This window comes from Massilia sp. CT11-108 (assembly GCF_047302915.1).
Taxonomy (GTDB): domain Bacteria; phylum Pseudomonadota; class Gammaproteobacteria; order Burkholderiales; family Burkholderiaceae_D; genus Telluria; species Telluria orientalis.
Genome location: NZ_JBKYMO010000745.1, coordinates 1 through 2016, shown reverse-complemented (window position 1 = coordinate 2016; position 2016 = coordinate 1). Strand labels below are relative to the sequence as shown.

The following is a 2016-nucleotide window of genomic DNA, read 5'->3' as shown; positions in this document are numbered from 1 at the left end:
CCCCCCCCCCCCCCCCCCCCCCCCCCCCCCCCCCCCCCCCCCCCCCCCCCCCCCCCCCCCCCCCCCCCCCCCCCCGCGGCCCCGGCGGCGGGGCCCGGTGGGGGGCCCCAATTACCGGCTTCGGGTAATGTGCTCGAGGTTGTGCAGGATGAGGACTCGCCGTGGCACCTTCGGGCAAGGGCAGCACAATCACGTGGAAGAGCCGGTTCAAGCGCGACCCGGCGGCCAAGGATGTGGATGACGCCAAGGCAAAGGAAATCGTCGCCGGGATGTACAAGTCGGGATTTGATGGACTGCGCACGACACTTGGTGAAACCGCCCACTGACCTTCGGCAGTGTTGGCCGCGTTGCGGTCGGCCAACCAGCGGGCGCCGGCGTCGAGAGGCGCTGATCGGCTTCAGTGCGCCACGCCCGCCGTCTCCCTCAACCTGCCCGCATCCCTGCCCGGCGGCACCCCAAACAACCGCACATAATCCCGACTGAACTGCGACGGACTTTCATACCCCACCCGATACCCCGCACTGGCCGCATCCATACCCTCGGCCACCATCAGCCGCCTGGCCTCCTGCATGCGCAACTGCGTGCGGAATTCGAGAGGACTCATCGCCGTCACCGCCTTGAAATGCGCGTGAAAGGTCGACCGGCTCATGCGCGCCACGTCGGCCATCTCGTCGATGCGGCAGTCGCGCGCGTAATGCGCGCGCAGCCAGACGATGGCGCGGGCGATCTGGTTTTGCCGGCTGTCGCCACGCGCCATGCGGCGCACGATGCGGTTGCCGGCGCCCGTCAATAACCGGTACAGGATCTCGCGCGTGACGAGCGGGGCCAGCGCATCGATGTCGGCCGGCGTGTCGAGCAACCGCGCCAGTCGCAGCGCCGCGTCGAGCAGTTCGGGCGTCGTCCGGTTCAGTGCCATGCCCACGTCTTCTCCACCATCCTCATCGGCAGGAGGATGCCGCACCGCCAGGTCCCCCAGCATCACCATGTCCAGGTCGAGACTCAGGCACAAATACGGCCGCTCCGGCGACGCCTCGATCACGGCGCCCGTCACGGGCAGTTCGACGGATGCGACGAGGTAGTACGCGGGGTCGTACACGAAGGCCGTCGCGCCGAGCACGGCGCGCTTGCGGCCCTGCGCGACGAGGCATACGGTCCGTTCGTACAGCACGGGCATGGGCATCGTCGGGCTGGACGATCGGATAAGGCGGACGCCCGGAAGAACGGTGTCGTGAATACCGTCCACGGGGGCGTGGCGGGCGATGGCGGCGGCAAAGAGGGCGAGCGTATCCATGGCGGCAAGGATAGCAGGCCAGCAGGCGGGTGTGCGCGCCGCCGGACGATCGTGCAAGCTTGTGCGACGTTTGCGCTACCGCCGATCGGCTGTGCGGCCCGACACTGTGCCCACTTTCAACCGCACAGGAGATCACCATGACCGCACTCGATCAATACCGCCTGCTGGGCCGCTCCGGCCTGCGCGTCTCGCCGCTGGCGCTCGGCACGATGACCTTCGGCCAGGACTGGGGCTGGGGCGCCGACGAAGCCGAGGCCCGGAACATCTTCGACGTCTACGTGGACCGCGGCGGCAATTTCGTCGACACGGCCGTCAACTACACGAACGGCGCGTCCGAGCGCATCCTCGGCAAGCTGATGGAAGGGCGGCGCGACCGCATCGTCCTGTCGACCAAGTTCACGATGGCGCGCGCTCCAGGCGATCCGAATTCGGGCGGCAACCACCGCATGAATCTCGTGCGCTCCGTCGAGCAGAGCCTGCGCCAGCTCGGCACCGACCGCATCGAACTGCTGCACCTGCACGCCTGGGACGATACGACGCCGCCCGACGAAGTCCTGCGCGCTCTCGACGACCTGGTGCGTGCCGGGAAGGTGCTGTACCTGGGCATCTGCAACACGCCCGCGTGGCGCGTGGCGCAGTTGCAGACGATCGCCGACCTGCGCGGCTGGTCGCCGTTCGTCGCGCTGCAGATCGAGTACAGCCTCGTCGAGCGCAGCGTCGAACAC

General features: G+C 68.8%; 3 protein-coding genes. 2 read left to right on the top strand and 1 reads right to left on the bottom strand.

Annotated features, from left to right (window positions below; genetic code table 11):
* Positions 1 to 161 precede the first annotated feature (161 nt).
* Positions 162 to 326, top strand: a complete 165-nt coding sequence (locus ACEN88_RS30205; RefSeq protein ID WP_413345649.1) for an SRPBCC family protein — start codon at positions 162 to 164, stop codon at positions 324 to 326.
* 71 nt (positions 327 to 397) lie between these two features.
* Here the strand turns inward: ACEN88_RS30205 and ACEN88_RS30200 are convergent, their stop codons facing one another.
* Positions 398 to 1291, bottom strand: coding sequence for an AraC family transcriptional regulator N-terminal domain-containing protein (locus ACEN88_RS30200; RefSeq protein ID WP_413345647.1), 894 nt, complete (start codon positions 1289 to 1291; stop codon positions 398 to 400).
* 137 nt (positions 1292 to 1428) lie between these two features.
* Between ACEN88_RS30200 and ACEN88_RS30195 the strand changes: the two genes are divergently transcribed.
* Positions 1429 to 2016, top strand: a 588-nt coding sequence (locus tag ACEN88_RS30195; RefSeq protein WP_413345645.1) for an aldo/keto reductase, incomplete at its 3' end; no start/stop codon positions are given.

Coding starts and splice junctions, on each gene's coding strand:
- ACEN88_RS30200 (WP_413345647.1), bottom strand. CDS start 1,291: ATGGATACGCTCGCCCTCTTTGCCGCCGCCATCGCCCGCCACGCCCCC.